General features: G+C 67.8%; 18 protein-coding genes. 6 read left to right on the forward strand and 12 right to left on the reverse strand.

The window, feature by feature from the left end; genetic code table 11:
- The first annotated feature begins 152 nt into the window (after positions 1 to 152).
- Positions 153 to 443, forward strand: a complete 291-nt coding sequence (locus KV097_RS07220; RefSeq protein WP_220365485.1) for a hypothetical protein — start codon at positions 153 to 155, stop codon at positions 441 to 443.
- Between the two features lie 596 nt (positions 444 to 1,039).
- Here KV097_RS07220 and KV097_RS07225 read toward each other — a convergent pair.
- The gene (locus tag KV097_RS07225) at positions 1,040 to 2,401 is read right to left on the reverse strand and encodes a GDSL-type esterase/lipase family protein (RefSeq protein ID WP_220365486.1); all 1,362 of its coding nucleotides are present in this window, start codon (positions 2,399 to 2,401) and stop codon (positions 1,040 to 1,042) included.
- A gap of 213 nt (positions 2,402 to 2,614) precedes the next feature.
- Between KV097_RS07225 and KV097_RS07230 the strand changes: the two genes are divergently transcribed.
- Complete coding sequence (locus tag KV097_RS07230) at positions 2,615 to 4,435, forward strand: hypothetical protein (RefSeq protein WP_220365487.1); 1,821 nt, start codon at positions 2,615 to 2,617, stop codon at positions 4,433 to 4,435.
- Positions 4,436 to 5,518: 1,083 nt separating this feature from the next.
- Here KV097_RS07230 and KV097_RS07235 read toward each other — a convergent pair.
- Positions 5,519 to 6,484, reverse strand: coding sequence for an excalibur calcium-binding domain-containing protein (locus tag KV097_RS07235; RefSeq protein WP_220365488.1), 966 nt, complete (start codon positions 6,482 to 6,484; stop codon positions 5,519 to 5,521).
- Between the two features lie 477 nt (positions 6,485 to 6,961).
- Positions 6,962 to 7,483 (reverse strand): DUF6326 family protein, encoded by a 522-nt coding sequence (locus KV097_RS07240; RefSeq protein ID WP_308289363.1) that lies wholly within the window; start codon positions 7,481 to 7,483, stop codon positions 6,962 to 6,964.
- 123 nt (positions 7,484 to 7,606) lie between these two features.
- Between KV097_RS07240 and KV097_RS07245 the strand changes: the two genes are divergently transcribed.
- A complete protein-coding gene (locus KV097_RS07245; protein ID WP_220365489.1) occupies positions 7,607 to 8,746 on the forward strand; it encodes a histidine kinase in 1,140 nt (379 codons plus the stop codon).
- Positions 8,743 to 9,399: a response regulator transcription factor gene (locus KV097_RS07250; protein ID WP_220365490.1), complete on the forward strand. Its 657-nt coding sequence runs from the start codon at positions 8,743 to 8,745 to the stop codon at positions 9,397 to 9,399. The genes KV097_RS07245 and KV097_RS07250 overlap by 4 nt, the downstream gene beginning before the upstream one ends.
- 50 nt (positions 9,400 to 9,449) lie before the next feature.
- On the opposite strand, the gene KV097_RS07255 is transcribed toward KV097_RS07250, so the two are convergent.
- From KV097_RS07255 to KV097_RS07275, 5 genes are all read right to left on the reverse strand, one after another.
- Positions 9,450 to 9,767 (reverse strand): YciI family protein, encoded by a 318-nt coding sequence (locus tag KV097_RS07255; RefSeq protein ID WP_255559270.1) that lies wholly within the window; start codon positions 9,765 to 9,767, stop codon positions 9,450 to 9,452.
- Positions 9,768 to 10,076: 309 nt separating this feature from the next.
- Positions 10,077 to 11,003: a hypothetical protein gene (locus tag KV097_RS07260; protein ID WP_220365491.1), complete on the reverse strand. Its 927-nt coding sequence runs from the start codon at positions 11,001 to 11,003 to the stop codon at positions 10,077 to 10,079.
- Entirely contained in the window at positions 11,000 to 11,815 is an 816-nt protein-coding gene (locus KV097_RS07265) for an AAA family ATPase (RefSeq protein WP_308289364.1), read from the reverse strand. Before KV097_RS07265 ends, KV097_RS07260 begins: the two co-directional genes overlap by 4 nt.
- 297 nt (positions 11,816 to 12,112) lie before the next feature.
- Entirely contained in the window at positions 12,113 to 12,667 is a 555-nt protein-coding gene (locus KV097_RS07270; protein WP_220365492.1) for an AAA family ATPase, read from the reverse strand.
- A 259-nt stretch (positions 12,668 to 12,926) separates the two neighbouring features.
- Positions 12,927 to 13,322 carry a DoxX family protein gene (locus KV097_RS07275; RefSeq protein WP_255559271.1) on the reverse strand — a complete coding sequence of 132 codons (396 nt, stop codon included), beginning with the start codon at positions 13,320 to 13,322 and terminating at the stop codon, positions 12,927 to 12,929.
- 132 nt (positions 13,323 to 13,454) lie between these two features.
- Here KV097_RS07275 and KV097_RS07280 point away from each other — a divergent pair, with 132 nt between their 5' ends.
- The gene (locus KV097_RS07280) at positions 13,455 to 14,462 is read left to right on the forward strand and encodes an RNA polymerase subunit sigma-70 (RefSeq protein ID WP_255559272.1); all 1,008 of its coding nucleotides are present in this window, start codon (positions 13,455 to 13,457) and stop codon (positions 14,460 to 14,462) included.
- Entirely contained in the window at positions 14,459 to 14,842 is a 384-nt protein-coding gene (locus KV097_RS07285) for a DUF6069 family protein (RefSeq protein ID WP_220365493.1), read from the forward strand. Before KV097_RS07280 ends, KV097_RS07285 begins: the two co-directional genes overlap by 4 nt.
- A gap of 26 nt (positions 14,843 to 14,868) precedes the next feature.
- On the opposite strand, the gene KV097_RS07290 is transcribed toward KV097_RS07285, so the two are convergent.
- The 4 genes from KV097_RS07290 to KV097_RS07305 form a co-directional block, all read right to left on the reverse strand.
- Complete coding sequence (locus KV097_RS07290) at positions 14,869 to 16,422, reverse strand: hypothetical protein (RefSeq protein WP_220365494.1); 1,554 nt, start codon at positions 16,420 to 16,422, stop codon at positions 14,869 to 14,871.
- Positions 16,415 to 16,780 carry a GNAT family N-acetyltransferase gene (locus KV097_RS19890; RefSeq protein ID WP_220365628.1) on the reverse strand — a complete coding sequence of 122 codons (366 nt, stop codon included), beginning with the start codon at positions 16,778 to 16,780 and terminating at the stop codon, positions 16,415 to 16,417. Before KV097_RS19890 ends, KV097_RS07290 begins: the two co-directional genes overlap by 8 nt.
- A complete protein-coding gene (locus KV097_RS07300; protein ID WP_220365495.1) occupies positions 16,777 to 16,953 on the reverse strand; it encodes a hypothetical protein in 177 nt (58 codons plus the stop codon). Before KV097_RS07300 ends, KV097_RS19890 begins: the two co-directional genes overlap by 4 nt.
- Positions 16,954 to 17,110: 157 nt before the next feature.
- Positions 17,111 to 18,217: a neutral zinc metallopeptidase gene (locus KV097_RS07305; RefSeq protein ID WP_220365496.1), complete on the reverse strand. Its 1,107-nt coding sequence runs from the start codon at positions 18,215 to 18,217 to the stop codon at positions 17,111 to 17,113.
- Positions 18,218 to 18,247: the final 30 nt, after the last annotated feature.

The following is an 18,247-nucleotide window of genomic DNA, read 5'->3' on the forward strand; positions in this document are numbered from 1 at the left end:
CGATGACTTTATTCGTTCGGGCAAGCTCACGCGGTAGCGGAGGACGTCGACTTCCGGCCAGCGCGGCGACCGAGCGCGCCCTCGTCGTGCTCTCCCAGGTCCGGTCACGACCTGTCGGCAATGGGTCGGGAGGCAAGAGAGACTCACTGGGCGTGGTGGTGCGGGTGAACGTCCATCTGACCCACAGCGAGGGTCGAACTGTCGGGATCTCTTGGGAACTCATCGACGCAACTGACGGCGAGATCCAGTCCCTCAGCAAGGCGTGGCTAGGGGAGTTCGCCGCCTTAGAACTCCACGCGGACGAGGATCCTGACAGCGCCTTCTTTAAGCTGTGGGTGCCCTTGCCGAAGAAGCGTGGCGACTACATGATCTCGGTGATCGCGCGCACGGGCTCGGACGAAACTCCGCTGGTCGAGAAGTCTTCCGAGAGAGTCGTCCACTAGTCAGCACCCGTACACGGCGCGGCCCAGAGTCCAACTCGCCTCCCTCAAGCGTGTCGACGCGTGGGCTGGTCATTCCCGGACAGGACTGCCCGACCTCAGACGACAAGAACCCTTCAGAGGTCGCTTGGCGATTCGTGTCCTCAGAACTGCCGCTCGGGTGGCGGTATCCGTCGCACGGCAGTCGGCTACCCAGCAAGTCAAGCACCTACCCCGAGTCCTTAACTGGCGCTCGTGGCCCAATTGATAGGCCACGAACTACGACGACAGCAGCTTCTCACTCGCGTGGTCGCTTTCAGTCATCAGACCGAATCCCGGGACGACGTAGGCGGAGTCGATGATCGCTCGCTCGAAGCGGCGGTTTCTGGTGTTCCGAGCACCAAGCCGCTCTAGCGCCAAGAAGCAGAGGTGCAGAGTGCGGCGAACCGGATGAGTGGCCCTCTCGCGCACGGTACTCGCCATATGAGAGCCGCTCGCCCGGCCCATCGTCGGCGCCTGACCTAATGCACGATCTCTTCAGACCGATCATGGCCGTCGTCCTCTTCGTGCCAGCTCATCGGTGGTGTCCCGGACTAACCGGTCCGGGACACCACCTGGTGTCAGAGCACGCCTTGAAGGGCGCTATTGAGGATGTCGCGGTACGCACGGTGGCCGGGACCGTTCGGGTGCGCAGTCCCGTTCAGGTCGCCTTGGCGCCGCAGCGACCACTCGAACCGCGTGAACCATGTGCTGCCGCCGCAGTAGGGGTGCGGTTTGAACGGAGCAGTCAGGTCAGGCACCGCCCGCCAGCGGTACGGGGCATTGAGGTGGCGTCGCGTGGCGGTGGCGATGGACTTGTTGAGCGTCACACCGAGGCGGGCGATCGCCTTACCCTTTGAGCTGGTGATGCCGCGCAGGGCACCGCAACCACCGTTCTTGAACACGTACGCGGGATAGTTGTTCACGAGCACTCGCGCGGTGTTCGGCAACTGTGCCGCGATTTCCCGTGCCAGGTGGTGATACGACGCAGGGAGCCCCGCGAGGTTGCTCCGACGATCGGGCATCCGCAAGCAACTGGTGCCCGTCCAGAACTTCGCGCATCGCCTGATCACCCCACTGAAATAGAGGTCGTTGACGCCCGCGGACATCAGAATCGCATTGATCCGGCGCCCCCCACGCGTTGATTGAGGACCCACCAGGTCTGCGACCTGCTTCACCTGGGGCGGGAAGAGGAAGCCGGCCCCGGCAATCCCCGAGTACCTTCGGTGAGAGACATGTCGGATCTTGGCGCCAGAGCACGCCACACTGATGAAGGTGACCGACGAGTGCGCGTCGGCCCGCTCCACCGCCCGGGCGGCGCGAGCCGGTCCACTCCGTGCCGATCGGTGGCAGCGGCGGTCTCTCCACACGGCAGCCTTGGGAGGCCGCGCGCCGTAGTCACCCCGGACGTCCGGGTTGCCCTCCCCAGAGGCGAGCGAGTCACCCATCGAGACGATAAGGTGGTCCTTCAAAGTGGCGAGCTCGTGAACCTGTCTGCTGACGCCAACACTCGGGCGCCAGTTGGTATTGAGCGAGAGCCGCACGTCGTACCTGCCGAGAGACGGCAGGGCGTCGTAGCGTGCCTTGCAAGTGCGTGACCTGAAAGTTCGGGACCACGTGCTGCCGACCTTATTGATTCTGAAGACGTAACCGGTGATCTGGCGAATCGCAGTGGAGTCACATGCGTCAAGCCGGATGGACCAGGCTGCTGGTGTGACGAAACCGGGGCGGTAGGTGCCCGTGGCAGCGCGGTATGCCGCCCAACTGGCGTCGTATCGCTCCGGCATGCTCCAACTGAACTTCGGGTGAGCATCGGTGTCGAGTACCGGTTGATCGCCGGGGACGCTTGGCGCCGCCGAGATTGCCGTGGATGCAGTAGTGAAGGTGACGGCCGCCGCGACAGCGATGGTTACGATGCGGCGCCACTGAGACGAGATGGTCATGGTGTTCCCCTCGGGTGATGTACGAGGTAGCCCGGTGATGCCGACAGGGTCGGCTTGGCACCCTCGCGAAGGCTGTTCCTAACCTTCAGGCGTGACGCGGGTGTGCCGTACCTGTGCCGCCGTGCGTCCGCCGACAACTTCGTGGACCGCGGCCCTGGCACGCGCGACAATGGCGGGAAGGGGGTGCCCGGTGTGCACGGCTACGCGCGTTGAGTGCTGATGGAACCACGATCGAACCGGGGCAACGGCGGGCGCGCGCCCCGAGTCTGCGCGAGCGCGCGGATCGACCTGGGCCTGGGGACGACTGCGCTCGAGGTGGACGGGAACCTGGGGACGGCCCGCAAGCACTTCATGCGAGCAGCACTGACGGCCGTCAACAGCGAGGACGACGACCTCCTCGGTCGAGCAGTCCTCGGTTGGAACGGCCTCTGGGTTCACGAGAACCGGGGCGTTGTCGATGCCTTGCTTGTCCGGACCTGGCGTCAGCGGGCCATGCAGCGGCTCCCGTCGTCGTCCCAGACCGCGAAGCGGCTGGCGGTGCGGGACGCTGCCGAGGTTGATTACGGCGACGGATCAGTCGCGCGCGTAGGGCGGCTTTTGGATGAGGCGCAACAGACGGCCGACGTGCTGTTGGTCGCTGAGGCCCTTAACCTCTGCCACCACTGCATGCTCGGCCCCGAGCACGCGGAGCGCAGGCTAAGCATCGCCGACGAGCTGATCGCCCTGGGGGCCACGGAGGGTCGCAGGATCGACCTCCTGATGGGAGTCGTGTGGCGGACGGTCGACCTCGTCCTCCTCGGTGACCCTCACGCGGATCGTGCGGTGTCGGAACTGGAGCGGATGGCATCGCATCCGGACCACAGCGCGACGCTCTATCTGGTGTCCGCGCTTAAGGTCATGCAGATGATCCGCTCCGGCCACCTCGACGACGCTGAGCGAGCTGCGGCCGCGTGCTTCGAGCGTGGCGAAGAGGTCGGGGATGCTGACGCTCTGGGTTGGTATGGCGCGCAGCTATGCTCGCTGCGGTGGTATCAGGGGCGCAGCGCTGAGCTGATCCCCCTCATTTCTGAACTCGTCTCGTCGCAGACGCTCGCCTCTACCAATGAGGCATACCTTGCCGCTCTCGCCGTCGCAGCCGCCGACGCCGGAGAGCTGGAGGAGGCCTTGATCGCGTTGCGGCGTCTCCGTGGACCGAGCCTTTCGAACCTGCGCCCCTCGAGCACCTGGCTCGTCGCGCTGTTCGGCGCGGCGATTGCGGCTCACGAGTTGCACGACCGTGACGTCGCCGTAGAGGTCCGCGAACTCCTCGCCCCGTACGCCGAACGCCCCGTCATGGCCAGCCTTGGGGTGACCTGTTTCGGGTCAGCGCACTACCCGCTTGCACTTGCTGCACTGACACTCGGCGACACCGACGGCGCTCGCCTGCATCTCGAGGCAGCCATCCGACACAACCAGACCCTGGGAAACCTGCCGGCGACTCGGATCGCGCAGCGTCTGCTCGAGTCACACGTCGCCAGCCGGGCCGACGGTCGCCCCACGCCGGTCAGCTGCACGCGCGTCGACGGGCAGTGGCAGATCTCCCTGGGGACCCGCGATGTCCGCGTCCCTGACTGGTTGGGGATGCGGTACCTCGCGGTCCTGCTCGCTAGGCCCGGCGTCGAGGTCAGCGCAATAGAACTGTCTGGGCGACCCACCGACGCCGGCACGCCACAGCCCGTTCTCGATGGGCGAGCAGTTCTGGAATACCGGCATCGCATGGAGCGGCTCCGTGAGGAGATGGCCGACGCGGCAGATGACGACGCTCGGCTCGACAGAGCACAACGCGAGTACGACGCGCTTGTGGACGAACTGGCACGGGGCCACGGACTCGCGGGTCGTGCACGAAACTTCGCGAGCGCGGACGAGCGCGCTCGCACCTCGGTGCAGAAGGCGCTGAAACGGGTGCTGGCCAAGATCAGGGCCGACGATCCGGTTATCGGCGACATCATCGGTAGGCACCTGGTGACGGGATTCGTGTGCTGTTACCGGCGCTGAAGGCTCGGGCGGCCCCAGTGGCCGGATCGGAAGGAGCCTAAATTGAAGGTTCAACGGCCCGGCTCGCCGACGTGCTCGCCGGGCCGCGTGTCCTGCGTCGCGGTCGTGAGGAACAGTGGCTGCCGTCGCTGAGGCGTCGCGCCGGGCGAACCGGTCGCTGGTCGCGGATTCGAAGCGTTCCACTTTCGCGAGGTGATTGCCACATCGCGCTGACGCCATTCATACCCTCGGAGTCGACCCGGCGGACCGCTTCGCGTCCCCGACAGCAACCCGGCTGGGAGAAGCGTGGGCAACTACTACCTTCGACCGGCTCACCTCGGGCAGGGTTCACCGACAGGCCAGGGGCCCCTCAGACCGAGCCAAGCCGCCTGGGATCGCTCTGCCTCGATGAAGCTGAGGTGCCCGTCGGAATCGACGACGGACCGCCGTGAGATCGGCAACGTCTCGACCTCGGCCTCCGGGTGCGGGTGCCGTGTGGGTCTGCGCGCCGACGTGCGCCGACGTGCGCCGACGTGTAGTCGCCTGACGAGGAGGACCGCCGACACCCCTTGGTGGTCCCCAGCGATCGCCCCGGTACCAGTATCCGTCGGGCCTGTGGACGGAGGCGGAGGACGTTTCGCCATCCGGCGTGGAGGTCATCTCCACGACCGCGGTGCCGTACAGAGCGTTGATCACGTCGTGGTCGTCCGTTGAGAAACTGGCTGCCGCCATCGCGATGACGAACGGCGCATGGAGGTCGCCGTACGCCGAGCCCTCACGCCGGTCGACAGCCACAGCGCCATCCGCAAGTTGGGTCGAGGCCGTCGACATGGCCTTGATCGAGGGCTGCCTGACGGGGTCGCGCGGCAGCGCACACTGAGCGCAATGAGGTATGACCGCCCTCCTGACTCGGCGAACGCAGATTCGATGAACGAGCGCCAAGGTGGAGTTTTCCAGGCGCGGCCAGGTTCCCTCATTAGACACCGCGTGATTCGAGGACCTCCGCCGTGCCTCCAAGTGCACAGTCAGCGCCATCTCTTGAGCTACTCATTCGGAGGGCCGCGCTCGACTATGGACGAGCGCGGCCCGCCGATCAGACTGACGTCAGCGCTCGCAGGCGACGCCGTCCTTGTCCCTGTCCCTCTTGGCATTTAGGCGGTAGACCCTGGCGAACACCTCGGCGCCATCGCTGTGCTTGCGAGCCGCAGACGCCGAGCGGGCGACCCCGCGCGGGTAGTCCTTAGCAAGTGCTGAGCATCGCGAGTACGCCTTGACGGGCTTCTTCACCTTGAAGGAGCGGGCAGCGTTCGAGCCGAACCCGACACGGTTGCGGGCCTTCACATAGACCCGATCCTTGCCGTTGTGGAGCAGGCGGCGGGGAACCTTGAACGAGCGCCGCGATGCCGCGACGTTCTTGGTGTACAGCGTCTTGCTGCCCTTCCTCACCATGATCTGGTAGCCCTGGATACCCGCGCCACCGTTGCTCGACGGAGCCGCCCACGAGACCTTCCGCTTCTTTGCGTCGACCTGACTGGAAACCTTCAGCGACCGCGGCGCGCCGGGCTTCTTCGCGGTCGGGACCGGCGCGGCCTGACGGTTAACGGCGAAGAAGTTGTAGTCGCCCTCGGTGTAATAGTCGTCGCTCTCAGGGAGGTACTCCGCGTAACCCCAGAGCACTGTCCAGGTGCCCGTTACCGCCGATGCCGAGAAGGTCAGCGGGATCGACCCCGATGGCGCGTCACCGTAGAGGCTGCTCACCTCCCCAGTCGACACGAGGTTGTCGTTGCCGTCGTAGACCTCGTAGGACAACAGCCAGTCATTGTCAGGCGCGACCCAGTAGGTGGCACTGCGGGTCACACTCCCCGAGCGCGGAAGCGTGAAGTTGCCCAGGCTGACGTCGGAGTACAGCGCCGTCCCGGCCACGCCACTCGCCACGAGGTCTCCGGAAGGCTTCACGAACGCCTTCTTTGCCTCACGGCCGAGCTCGCTGGTGTCCGTTGCATTCGCGGTTCCGGCCAGGCCCACCATCAAGGCGAGGGCTGCCAAGAGGGCGACGGGTATCTTGAACAAGGGTCTCACTCCTGTTGTTGGGTCCCCCTTTGTATCGCCCGTACGGGTCAGCCGTGGGCAGAGTTCATGACCTCATCCGAGCGAGTCGGCATGCAAGACGAGTAGGGACCGAGAGTTGGGCCGACGAGTCGACTGCCAAGATGTGCTCGCGTGGCGAGATCGATGTTCCACATCGACGCGGGCGCCCGCAAACGTGCGGTGTTCAGCGACGCGCTGATGCCGCGACCAGTGCTTCCTTGCCATCGGGCGCGTCTTGTCGCCGCAATCGACCTTGCGCACCGGAGCGTGCGACGCGCCGCAGACACGGAACCTCCGGCTCATGCTCAACCGATCGAGCATCACCGGTTCGGGGTTGGAGTCCTTGACGGCGCACCACCCACGAAGGCCAGGCATCACGATGATGCCTGGCCTTCGTCGTACGCCCCCGCTGGTCGAGCGATCCCGTCCCGCCGCTGGCACGACGGGACTGCTCTTGGCTCACGCGTGCTGCTGGGCGCGAGCCGTTCCACGGTCCGGGGTGGTCGCCGACGATGCCGTGCGGGGCCAGGTCCAGGCCAACCGGACGATGAGGGCGAGAAGAATCAGCTCCAGGACGACGCCAAGGCCGAAGAAGTACAGCCAGGACTCGCCTGCCACGTTGAACGCCGTGACGGGGACGTAGACCGCGGCCACGACGAGGTTCGCGATACGGTTCGCCCGGGCCGGCAGCGTCGTCGACAGCACGACCATGAAGATCGGGAAGGCCATGAGGGTCAGCGCCGCGGTCGAAAAGGTCTGAGAGAGGTCGAACTCGAAGACCCTGCCGTCAAGGATGTCGTCGACGACGCCGGGCGTGAAGAAGTTCAGAATGTCCACGTAGGCGTACAGGAACATGAGGCTTGTCCACGCTGCGGCGAGCTTGACTCTCACCGGGATCGGCTGGTCTTCCAGCGCCGCGGTGGTGGGTTGACGCTTTCTCATCTTGGGCTCCGTTGGTGTGGTGCGGATCGGTAGCTCCACGCTCGCTGAGCCCGGCGGCGGGCGCCTCGGTCCAGAGGCCGGAGTTCACCTGGCCGATGGCATGGTCTCTCGCTCGTACTTTCGGCGGGTACGCCGAGGCGCGCGGATCCCTAGGCTGAGCCCGTGGTCACTGTCCGGCGCTCCCTCTGGCACGAGCCGCGGCCTGCTGACGCCCCACCCGTCGGTCGTCTCGACTGGCTGCTGGTGGGAGTGTTCGCGGTCGCGGCCTTGGTCGAGGGCATCGTTCGTCCGGACCTGACCTGGCGACCCGTTGTCACGGTGCTCGCCCTGGCGCTGATTCCTGCCCTGCTCTGGCGGCGGGACCGCCCTCTGACAGCCGCCCTGGTCGGGTGGAGCGTCGCCGGGCTGCTCTCGGTCCTCCAGCTGACTGCGCACGCCGGGGACCTCGGCCTCTACTCCATGATGGCCGTGCTGATCCTGCTCTACTCCCTGGTGCGGTGGGGCTCGGGACGGGAGATTGTCCTGGGGACGGCGTTCGTGACCTTCGTCGTCGCGCTGGGGATGTACGCCTCCTCCGTCGGCTGGGCCGACGTTTTCGGCGGAAGCGTCCTCGTGCTGTTGTTCGTCGCCCTCGCGGCGGTGTTCCGCTACCGCGCAGACCTCTGGCATCGCCAACAGCGCGAGATCCGCAATCAGGAGCGGGTGGCATTGGCGCGCGAGCTGCACGACATCGTGGCCCACCACGTCTCGGCCATCGCGGTGCAGGCGCAGGCCGGTGGCGTGGTCGCCGGCATCCAGCCTGAGAAGGCTGCCGAGATCCTGGCCGCGATCGAGTCCGAAGCGTCGTCGACCCTTGCGGAGATGAGATCCATGGTGCGGGTGCTGCGTGAGGAGGAAGCGGTCACCTACTCACCGCCGAGGGGTGTCGCGGACCTGCCTGCGTTGGCGCGCGCCGACGCGACACCCACCGTCGAAGTCTCGCTGGACGGTTCGTCAACCCGGCTGGCACGCCCCGTGGACGCTGCGCTCTACCGGCTTGCGCAGGAGTCGCTGACCAACGCCGTACGGCACGCGCGGAGCGCGACCCGCGTCGGGATCGACGTACGCCGGGAGGGCGACGCCGTCAGGCTGCGTGTCAGCGACGATGGACAGATCGAGCCGGGACCAGCCCCGGAGCCTGGGTTCGGCCTGCTGGGCATGGCCGAACGCGCCCAGCTCCTCGGCGGATCGCTCTCCGCGGGGCCGGGGCCGGAGGGTGGCTGGGTGGTCGAGGCCGTGCTGCCGGCGGAGCCGCTGGCATGAGCATCCGCGTTGTCGTCGCCGACGACCAGGACCTGGTCCGGACCGGGCTGGTGATGATCCTCGGCGCGCAACCCGATCTCGAGGTCGTGGGGGAGGCGGCAGACGGGCTCGAAGCGCTCGACCTGGCGACCCGGCTGCGACCCGATGTCCTCCTCGTCGACATCCGGATGCCCGGCCTCGACGGCGTCGAGGTGACGCGGCGCCTGGCCGGGCCAGACGTGACGGACCCGATGGCGGTCGTCGTGATCACCACCTTCGACCTCGATGAGTACGTCCTCGGCGCCCTACGCGCCGGCGCCCGTGGCTTCCTGCTCAAAGACGCCGGGCCGGAGCTCCTGGTGCAGGCCATCCACGCGGCGGCCAACGGGGACGCGCTGATCGCCCCCAACGTCACCCGCCGGCTGCTGGCGACCTTCGCCGACCAGGTGCCGGTGGTGCCGTCCCAGCCCATCGATCCGCTCACCGAGCGTGAGGAGGAGGTGCTCGAGCTGGTGGCACAGGGCCGGACCAACGCCGAGATCGCCACGGAGCTCTTCGTCGGCCTGAGCACGGTCAAGACCCACGTCGCCTCGTTGATGACCAAGCTCGGCGCCCGCAACCGCGTCGAGATCGCGATGTGGGCATACGGCACCAGACGCGTGAGAGCCGATTAGCGGTACAGATCGCAGACCGCCAGCTCGGGAACCCCGCTCGGCGACCGAACTCACTCCCCCGCCGGCACCTGGAAGGCTCGCACCTCGATCCGGCCGCCGAGGGCCTTCGACGCCCGGGCAGCCCAGCCAAGGGCTGCCTCCTCATCGGCGACGTCAATCACCCAGAAGCCCCCGAGGTACTCCGGCGCCTCCACGAACGGGCCGTTGACGGTGCTCAGCGACTCGCCGGTGTTGTCGACCGTGATCGCGCTCGAGGGCGGCATCAGACCACCCGCGAAGACGAAGGCTCCGGTCGACGTCAGCTCCTCGATGATCGCGCCGGTGGCCGCCATGGCCGCCTCGAGTTCAGCCGGGTCCATGGTCTCCATGGTCGGCTCCTCATCGGAGTCGTGCGGGACGGAAAGCAGGAATTGGCTCATGCGGTGTACGACCGTCCTCGACGCGGGGACTCATCGGCCCACGTACCGGCCCACGTACCGGCCCAGTCTTAATCATTCAGATTAGGAGTCAAGGCAGCACCCGCGCTGACGTGAGCCAGCTGACCACCACGGCCCGTCCGTGGCCGGAAGCCGGACTCGATGTCTCGCAGGCGGGAGACGCGCGCGGTGAGTCGTGCCGGCAGATGGCTACCTACACGGGTTCGAAGGCGCGCAGCTCCTCCGAGCCGCCGTGGACGATCACGCACGTCGACTCCGGGACCTCCCGCTACGCGCCGCGCAGGTCGCCGAGCAGCTCGGAGACCACGAGCCGGGTGTCGTCCGACAGTCCGTGCAGCGCCGCCGCAACCGATCGAACTGACGCCGCACCACACCGGCGAACCCGCCCGGTTCGTCCTCGAGCATCTCGGGAAAGCGGTGCTCCTGCCCCCGCCCGTCGACCGCCACCCAATAGCCCCCGGCCATCCTCCCTTCTTCGGGCGGGATTCCCTTGGAGCGTTCATCCTGCTCCTGGCTGATGGGAGGAAGCTCCGCGCGGATCGAGCACCACAGGCGCCCTCGGAACAGGACCGTGTGCTCCTCCCACAGCGCAGACCGTGTCGTCGCGAGGTCCTCCGTAGCCTGATCCCACCCGTGCTCGGAGACGTACCGGGCCCACTGGTCACTGGTCACATGGACCCACGTGGTGGGTTCGTCGAGCTGCTCAACCTCGATGGTCCCCGGACCGACCTCCCGCGCCACGACGGCCTCACCACTCAGATCGTCGAGCAGAGCGGCCCACCACTCGTCGCGCGTGGCGCCGTCGATGGCCGGAGGGAGTGTGCCCGCGACATCGGAGTCGCGATCGCGGACAAGACCGTAGATCCTCCCATCGAGCTCCCGGACGAGGTATGGCGCGAACACCGCCGGATCCTCATACCCGGCGTCGCTGCGCCACTGCCGATCGAACAGCACCTGCGACCGCACCTGCAACGGCCCGTCCGCACCGCTCCCGTTGACCTCAATATCGACGTCGACGTCGTCGAACCCATCCTCGTTGGCGACCACACGGAGGCCCGAAACACGCCATTCGCTGCCGTATCCGGTGAATCGATCGATGCCGTTTCCAGGGTCGTTCGCGTCGAAGATCCTCTGCAGCTGCGCCAGATAGGCGTCGTCGTCGATCACGGGGGCAGTCTGCACCCTCGATGTCCACCCGTCCACCATTCGGGTGGCTCGCCCGTTCCTCGAGCGCAGGCACTCGCGGCGCTGGTCAGCCGCCGGGGTCGAGCAGGTGACGGAGGGTACCGCTCGGGCGTCTCGAGGTATGCACGCCAGTGGCGTACGAGCTCGAGCTCCTCCCAGCGAGCGTCCCGCAGACCCCAGGGACCGACCTCGATGATCCGCGCGGCGGGAAGCGAGGCGAGGACCGGCGAGTGAGTCGCGCACAGCACCTGTGCGCCCGAGCGCGTGAGGTCGTCGAGGCGCGCCATCAGCCCCAGCGTCGACGCGAAAGACAGCGCGGCCTCCGGCTCGTCGAGCACGTAGAAACCCGTTGAGTTGAAGCGTGCCTCGAGCACCGCGAGGAACGACTCCCCGTGACTCATCGCGTGGAAGTCCGGACCGCTGCCCGGGTTGTCCTCGAGGAACGTGTACCAGCCGTGCATCGTCTCTGCGCGCAGGAAGAAGCCCCACCGCCCTGATCCGATGCCTCGCTGCAGCAACAGCGAGCCGTGCAGATCTGACTCCGTACGGCGCGTCTGGTGATGCCCGTAGGCGGTGCCACCCTCTGGCGACAACCCGTCCGCGACGGCGATGGCCTCGACGATCGTCGACTTGCCCGACCCGTTCTCACCCACGAGGAACGTCACGCCGGGTCCGAGGTCAAGGCCCTCGCTGAGGAGCTGCTTCACAGCGGGGATGTCACCGGCCCAGTCATCGGGCAGCGGCGCGCCGGGGTTCGCCGAGACTCGTACCACCGGCTGCTGGTCGAAGCTCACGCGACCACTGTCGCATCACAGGCAAAGGCGAGACCGCACGCGAAGCATCGCGATGGAAACACGTCGTGCATTCGGGATGGCCGACCCTGCCGGGCTCTGCCGCACTCCGTCTACCCCGGCCGACCGCGCCTCCCGCCCAGTCGGACAGCTGCGCGCAGCGACAGCCCACCGCGATCTTTCGTGCCCGCTCCCCCGCCGCTTCGCGGTTCGGCAGCTCCAGGACGGCGAACCCGCCGCTGAGTTGCCGACGGAGGTCCGACAAGAGGAATAGGTCGGCCACGCGGTCGAACGAAGCGACTACCTGCGCTGCTCGCTCAGGTCAGGGAAGCTCGGCCACCGATGGGCAGCCCACGTCAGCCAGGAGCCGAAGCCACGTGGCGGACTGGGAATTGGGCCGTCGTGGAGCTCGTCCGCTGACGGGCGCTCGAAGAGCGCCCGAGCCCGATCGTGGTCCGACTTCTGCAGGTCGACGGTCGTCTCGCGGCCGCTCGCCCATCGACGTGCAGCCCGGGCGCGGCGCTCGGCTTCCGGCAGGTCGACGACGTGCATCTCGAACCGCGCGTCCGCGTGCTCGGCGATCGCACGTACGGCCCATCGCTCGGCCGCCACCCAGCAACCGAAGTCCACGACGACCGACGCCCCAGCGCGGAGGACCTGGTGGGCCGTCCAGAGGAGCCGCCCTTCGAGGATGTCGCGCTTTCCGTCGGCCTCCGGGTCACCGAACAGCGGGATCATCCACTCGTCAGGGGTGAGGCGTACGGCTCGTGCAGTGTCTTCGAGGCCGCGAGCGACCGTGGTCTTGCCGACGCCAGGCAGCCCGACCATGAGGTGAAGGGTTGCTGTCGCGGTCACGGGGCAAGCCTGTCACGTCGCAAGCACGCAGACCCACGACTGACCCAGCCGGCCGCGAGCGACACCGATGATGGCCACCACGATGGGGCTTCTTGGGCACGAAGGTCGTGGTGACGCCACCTACGAAGACGACCACAGCCAGCAGACCTGTGGCGATCCACAGCGACACGCACATGTCGAGGTTCATGTCACGAAGACACCGTGTGACCACTCGTTGTGACAGGACGGCTTCCTCGACGAACGAGCCGTACGCCGCCGATCAGCTCACGAGCGGATAGTCGCCGAAGCGACCCCATGCGATGAAGGCCGCAATCGCGAGATAGAACCCAGTGAGTGCCACGAGGGCTGGCTGCCCCAACCGGCCATGAGTGATCATCGCCCCGACCATGAGCACCACCCAACAGGCGGCAGTGACGGGGGCCAGCACTGGCGCGATACCGACGACGGCGGGAACGATCAGCCCCACGGCGGCCAGGAGCTCCAGGACACCGAGCGTCTTGACGAAGCCGACGCTCGCATCAGCGGTCCATTCACCACCGCGCTGTGCAGCCAGCCTCTCCTTGGGGATGAAGGTCTTCGTGACTCCACCCACCACGGCGACCAGGGCCAGCAGGCCGGTGGCGATCCACAGCACCACGTTCATGTCGAGGTTCATGTCATGGAGACGCCGCGTGACCGCGTGCTGTGACACGAGGCGGCGTTCCCGCCCCGACCGAGTCGAGTGATGACTAATCCCGCCCTCCCCCGTCACACGTACAACGGGACACGAAAGAGGGAAGGATGACCGATGAGTACGGACACGCGGCTGGAGGAGATCGACATGAGCGATCTGGGCGGGAGCGGTCTCGGCATGCTCGACGAGCAGGCGTTCTCGGGACAGGTGGAACGGCACCGCCGTGAGCTGCACGTGCACTGCTATCGGATGCTCGGGTCGTTCCAGGATGCGGAGGACACAGTCCAGGAGACGTTCCTCCGCGCGTGGCGGCGGCGGGACACGTTCGAGGGCCGCTCCACCTTCCGCGCTTGGCTCTATCGCATCGCCACCAACGCCTCCCTGGACCTGCTGGCCAAGCGTCGCCCGGATCCGGCGACCGGCGGGGAGGTGCCGTGGTTGCAGCCGTACCCGGACCGCCTGCTGGACGAGATCCGAGCCGACGACGCAGACGAGCCGGAGAACGCCGCCGTCTCGCGGGAGACGATCGAGCTCGCGTACATCGTCGCCGTCCAGCACCTCGCGCCGCGTCCGCGGGCCGTGTTGATCCTGCGTGACGTGCTCGGGTGGCCGGCGAAGGACGTCGCTGAGCTCCTCGGAGACTCGGTCAACTCCGTCAACAGCGCCTTGCAGCGTGCCCGAGCCGGCATGCGGGAGCATCTGCCCGCCGAGCGTCAGGACTGGACCGGCGGCAAGGAGGACGCCGAGACCCGCGAGCTGGTGCGCCGTTTCACCGAGGCAAGCGTGGACGTCGACATCGACGCGCTCGCCGCGATGCTCAGCGACGACGTGAGGTTCTCGATGCCGCCGACGCCTGGCCTGCACGTCGGCCGCGAGGCCGTGCTGAGCGACTGGGTCGAGGACGGCTTCGAGAGCATGACGGGGCTGCACGCCCTGCCGACCGCGGTCAACCGCCAGCCTGCGCTCGCCGCCTACCTGTGGCAGGAGACCGAGAACGCGTACCTGCCATTGACGATCGACGTCCTGCGGATCAGCGGCGGGAAGGTCACCGAGATCACCATCTTCCACGCCGACCAGTTCCCGCTGCTCGGGCTGCCGGACCGCCTGCAGGCGGACGCATGAGGCGGCTCGTCGGCGTCGGCGTGCTCGCCACGCTCGCCGCGGTCGTCGTCACCACCCTCGCCGCCGCGCTCGCCCGTGCGGCAGGCGTGGACTTGGAGGTGTCGGACGGCGAGGCGATCCCGTTGGCCGGGATCTCGGTGGTGACCGGCTTCTTCTCGCTCGTCGGCGTCGTCATCGCCGCCGCCTTGTTGCGCTGGAGCGCTCGCCCCGCCGTGTGGTTCGTACGGACGACGGTGTCGCTCACCGCGCTCTCGCTCGTCCCGCCGTTCCTCGCCGAGGCGGATGCCGCCACCACCGGCACACTGGTCGGCCTGCACCTAGTCGCCGCGACCGTGATGATCCCGACGCTGGCGCGCAGCCTGCGCCAGCGGATCGCGTGACGGGTCGACGTCGCGGTCAGGGGAGGTCAGATCGGGGTATCTTCCTCGTCCTGCTGCCACGCACTGGTCTCGCGATCGACCCGCGCGCTCAACGCCTCGTACGCCCGTGACTGCGCCTCGATCCGTTCGTCGATGGCGAGCTTCGCAGGGTCCGGATGCTCATCGTCCAACGCCGAGCGCAGTCGCTCCGCGAGACGTTCGTCGAGCGGGTGCAGGAGGGCCTGTTCGGACAGCCGCATGGCGGCCAGGCCGTATCCGTCGAGGAAGCGGTTCGACGGCGAGGGCGCCTCGTCTGCCGTCATCAGAGCGACGGCTCGGTCGATGAGCTCGACTGGTCGATCACCCTCGCGGTACCTGCCGAAGTCGTCGATCTCGAGCAGTGCCGCCAGGGTGACGGCGGCGACGGGATCGTCCGCTCGCTCGGCTGCCGCGTGGGCGTAGCGACGTGCTCGGGCCAGCCGGCGTCGGTCGGCTTCCCACAACAGCGAGCCAGGATGCTCCCCGAGTTTTCGGAGGGGCGAGTGCGCGATCTGCCGTGCCCGGACGCTGAGGTACCAGCCGAAGTCACCGAGCGAGTCCTGCAACGGGTCGAGGATCTGGTCGAGGTAGACACGGACGTCGTGCTCTGCTGACTCGCTCCGTGACTCGTCGTACAACATGTTGAGGACACCTTCGGCGCGGTCGAGGACACACGGCCACGACGAGACGATCGCCTGCTTGACCCGGCTGGTCTCACTGCGAGCGTCCAGGGTGAGGATCCACGCATACGCGAACGCCAGGGCGGGGATGACGAGGGCGGCCCAGAGCTCGGGCGGTGGCGCCTGAGCGCTCGACCAGCCGTCGTACACGGCGCCGAGGACGGTCAACGCCACCATGGCTGCGGCGAACACCCTGACCGCACGCAGCTGCCACAGCGCGAGGGCCAGCTCCACCGTGAACTTGCCGCCGATGGCCTTCAGCCGCGCACCCCCGCGCTGCCCGAGGTCCTCGGCACGCTCGAAGCGCTGCGTACGCTCCGCGTGCAGCCGAGCGCGTTCCCGCTCCAGGTACCGGCGACGCCGCGCCGTCGGAGCACCCGCTTCGCCCGGCTGCCTCTCGAGCTCACGGTCGATCGCCACGACGCTGACGACCTCGTCCAGGTTGCCTTCAGTCCAGTCACCCGAGAAGCGTCGGTACCGCCTGCGTGCGGCCGAAGGGTCACGCTGGACGTCGCCGATCAGCACGGAGACCCCGAACGTCGACGCCTCGGCCTCATGGCAGATCGTGAAGAGGTCCGTGGTCGACACGGCCGCCGGATTGCCGTACACCGTGCGCAGGTTCTCCGCCCAGGTCTGGATGTCGGCGACTGCGCGGTCCGCAGCTCGACGCAGACTCGACTGGCCGAAGCCCATCACGAACACCAACGCCGTCAGGAGCAGGCCTTCCGCCTGGATCAGCGCCGCCGGGAAGCCGTCCGTGGAGCCCCGCGCCGTCCGCCACACCCACACCACCGGGAGGGCGAAGGCGAAGACCATCACTGTCGGCAGCAGCCAGCGGCGCCAGAGCGGTATCCCGTCGTCGTTCGACGCCATCTCAGTCACTTCCCCACCTCGTGCTGCCACTCCGGGAGCCGGGAACCTTCGCCCAGTCCAGGGGAGCATGCGCCCGGTCCACCTGGCGACCCTCTTGCAGAGTGCGCAGGCGGCGATCCGGGCCGGTCAGGTGCTGCCACAGACCCTGCGCATGTGCACCCCGCCCGTACGGGTCGTCCGCAGCCGCACGGGTGACCTCGAAGCCGTGCCGCCGATAGAACGCGAGGTTCTCGACCATCGTCTCGTGCGTGTAGAGGCGCACCTCGGCGTACCCGTGAGCCGCGGCCTGCACCTCGGCCCAGCCCAGCAGCGCCCTGCCGCGGCCCTGTCCCTGACGGCCTGGAGCGACTGCGATGTTCTCGATCAGGACATGGCCGTCTCCCCGTGAGTGACGATCACGGCGGCCAGTCCACCTGCGTCGCGCACGACGTCGACGACGCCGTGCGCGATGGCCTCCTCATAGTCGGCACTCATCGGTCCCGGCTCCCAGCCCATGCGCGCGACGTACGGTGCGTACGCGCTGCGCACGAGGTCACGCACTCCCATCGCCTCGGCGGGTAGAGCGGGTTCAGGTGTCACCTCGCGCATCCCGCCACGATCCTCCGCGCTCCCGCACCGCGCAACGCAAGCGCGAAGACGAGCGACCGCCCCCGGACCCTGAGGCCGGGGGCGGTGCGGTGACGCTCTCCTGCTTGAGTCAGCTGCCCGCGATGATCCGCGGCAGCGCAGCCTCGAACTGCTCGATGAACGTCGCGGCCGGCAGCACGTAGCTCCGCGGCTGGGCTGCAGCCGCGAGCTCGGCGCCCCACGCGGCGGCGCGCTCGCGCTGCAGCGGCGTCCCGTGGTGGCCGGGGCTGGCGAAGCTGCAGTCTCCCACCGTGTAGAAGCTCAGCAGCGCGTCGGTGACCCGCTTCTTGTTGAGCGCGAGGCCCTTCTTGTGCGTGCCGTAGTACGACGCCATCGCGTCGGCCATCAGCTCCGTACGGCGGGTGGCCGCCGCAGGATCGGACGGTCCGGTGTCGAAGGCGCCGAGCTCGAACTGGACGTGGTGGGCGAACTCGTGCGCCATGATCACCCGCGGACCGACGTCGCCGAGGCCGATGGCGTCGTACGCCTCGAGGATGCCGTCACCGAAGACCAGCTTGTCGGGGAGCGCCTTGAGGAAGGGATCGGTCTCGTCCTCGCCGCTGAAGGCAAAGGCGTTCAACGTCCAGAATGGATCGTCGTAGAAGTCGCCCTGCGCCTGCATGAAGGTGGCGACGGTCTCGGCCTCGCGCTGGATCTGCGCCGGCGTCAGCGGAGCGATCTGCCTGGTCGCGACCATGGCGGTCAGCGTGGCGGCGATGCGGTCGGCGTCGAGCAGCACGTCACCGTGCATGGCCATCAGCTGGATGTCGGCGGACTCGATGTCCCAGAAGCGCCGGAGGTCACGGAAGGTGTTCTGGAGCTGGTGCTCGTGGGACTCCAGCGCATAGTCCGGGTCACCGGTGGTTCCGAAGAAGAGCGCGTCGTAGGTGGGAACACTCGTCAGGACGTTGAGGTGGGCGGCCGCGAACCTGAGCTGCTCGGGCGTCCAGTCGGCGATCAGGCCGTCGACGTACGAGTCGAGCAAGGTGCTGCCGCACTCGCTGGGCGAGACGGCCCGCTCGAACGCGGCCTTGGCCGGGATCTCGACCAGGTCGCGGTCGGTTGATGTCGCGGTGGGCGTGGGGGCCGCGGTCGCGGTGGCGACCGGGCTGACCAGCCCCAGGGCCAGGAGAATCGTGGCGCCGAGCGCCACGAGCAAACGGGTGGATCTGTTCACGCGCGTCTCCTTGAGGTGAGACCCGGACGG

This window comes from Mumia sp. zg.B17, from assembly GCF_019550915.1.
Taxonomy (GTDB): Bacteria; Actinomycetota; Actinomycetes; order Propionibacteriales; family Nocardioidaceae; genus Mumia.

Excerpts from the sequence above, each read along its gene's own strand:
- KV097_RS07250 (WP_220365490.1), top strand. The coding sequence starts at position 8,743 with ATGAGCATCCGCGTTGTCGTCGCCGACGACCAGGACCTGGTCCGGACC.
- KV097_RS07285 (WP_220365493.1), top strand. The coding sequence starts at position 14,459 with ATGAGGCGGCTCGTCGGCGTCGGCGTGCTCGCCACGCTCGCCGCGGTC.
- KV097_RS07255 (WP_255559270.1), bottom strand. The coding sequence starts at position 9,767 with ATGGAGACCATGGACCCGGCTGAACTCGAGGCGGCCATGGCGGCCACC.
- KV097_RS07275 (WP_255559271.1), bottom strand. The coding sequence starts at position 13,322 with ATGAACCTCGACATGAACGTGGTGCTGTGGATCGCCACCGGCCTGCTG.
- KV097_RS07225 (WP_220365486.1), bottom strand. The coding sequence starts at position 2,401 with ATGACCATCTCGTCTCAGTGGCGCCGCATCGTAACCATCGCTGTCGCG.
- KV097_RS07280 (WP_255559272.1), top strand. The coding sequence starts at position 13,455 with ATGAGTACGGACACGCGGCTGGAGGAGATCGACATGAGCGATCTGGGC.